This window comes from Chthonomonas sp. (assembly GCF_035294165.1).
In the GTDB taxonomy this organism is placed as follows: Bacteria; Armatimonadota; Chthonomonadetes; order Chthonomonadales; family Chthonomonadaceae; genus Chthonomonas.
The window spans coordinates 1-1,384 of record NZ_DATGLN010000010.1 but is presented as its reverse complement, the minus strand read 5'-3'; the positions used below and the strand labels follow the sequence as shown (position 1 = coordinate 1,384).

The window sequence follows — 1,384 nt, the reverse complement described above, 5'->3', positions numbered from 1 at the left end:
GGCCTGCTTGGAGACATCGCTAAACGTGCCGTCGTGGTTGTTGTGGTAGAGAATATTGAGTGCTTTCGGTAAGCCACGAGGGCCACACATGACGGGAATGCCCTTCCATATGCAGAATTCACCGCTGCCGGGGTGCGGTGTGTGGCTTAAATCCAGATCGACATAGTTCGCAATAAACAGGTCCAGGTAACCGTCGCGATCATAATCCAGGAAGGTGCATCCCGAGCCATAGCGGGTGCCGGTGACAGGCAAATGGGCTTTGGCAGTTACATCCTCAAATGTGCCGTCGCCCCGGTTGTGATAGAGCACGTTGTGGCCGTAAGCGGTTACAAGAAGATCGGGGTGCCCATCGTTATCATAATCGCCAACACAGACACCTTGTGCCCAGCCGATGGGGCTTTGGAAGCCCGCCTGCTGTGCTACGTTCCGAAAATGGCCGTTGCCTTCATTATGGTAAAGCTGTGGCAGGCTCTGGCGCGACAGCGGCTGTCCCAGTCGTGTCCCATTGGCAATGAAGATATCATTCCGGCCGTCGCCATCGTAATCAAATATGGCGACCCCGTTCCCCGTAGTCTCTAAGATATACTGCTTCCTGTCAAGTCCCCCATAAATGTTACGTTCCGTAAGGCCGCATGAGATCGCAAGATCGACGAAGTCGGCCTGAAATGCCGGATAGCTGGCAGCGAGCAAGACCGCTGCGGTGCATATAGGTAAAACCTCCCACTTCATCGATGGCGGTCATTATAGCCGTAAGGAAATCTGGCGCCGTGCGCATTCGGGAGCCACGGGCGCTATCCCTTTTCTAGCCAAAGTGATACGGTCTCATTTATTTTTCTCTTGAAGTAAACGTTTACGTGTGGTACATTCTTTCCAGTTTTAGGTGGTCTTTAAGTTTTAAGGACTAAGGGGGGAAAATGCGGCGTCAGCCCATGTCAGTCTCGCTGGCCTTCCTGCTGTGTGTGCTGAGTGGCACGCTCCTGTTTGGCCAACGAGACCTAGGAACAATCACAGGAACTGTAACGGATCCAACCGGTGCAGCAATTCCAAACGCAACCATTACCATTACCAACACAGCTACTGGGGTGAGTACGACAACGACCACTACAGGAGCGGGTACTTATACGCGACCGGCACTCATTCCCGGAACCTACACGGTGACTGCCACTGCGCCTGGTTTTCAAAAGGGGCAACAGACAGATGTAGTGGTGAATCCCGGTCAGACGGCGACAGTGAACCTGCCGTTACAGGTTGGGAATGCAGCGACCACAGTGGAAGTGACTGCCACTGCGCCATTGCTACAAACCGAGACGCAGACTGTCGGGGAGCAGCTAAATTCCACGCAGGTTTCTACCTTGCCGCTCGGCGGCCAGCGCATTTTTACTTA

2 protein-coding genes are annotated in these 1,384 nt (G+C 53.8%); one reads left to right on the top strand and one right to left on the bottom strand.

The genetic code is table 11. The features are described 5' to 3' along the window. Nucleotides 1-729, bottom strand: a 729-nt coding sequence (locus tag VKV29_RS00250; RefSeq protein ID WP_324199287.1) for a VCBS repeat-containing protein, incomplete at its 3' end; no start/stop codon positions are given. 185 nt (nt 730-914) lie between these two features. Here VKV29_RS00250 and VKV29_RS00245 point away from each other — a divergent pair. After that, nucleotides 915-1,384, top strand: a 470-nt coding sequence (locus tag VKV29_RS00245) for a carboxypeptidase-like regulatory domain-containing protein (RefSeq protein WP_324199286.1), incomplete at its 3' end; no start/stop codon positions are given.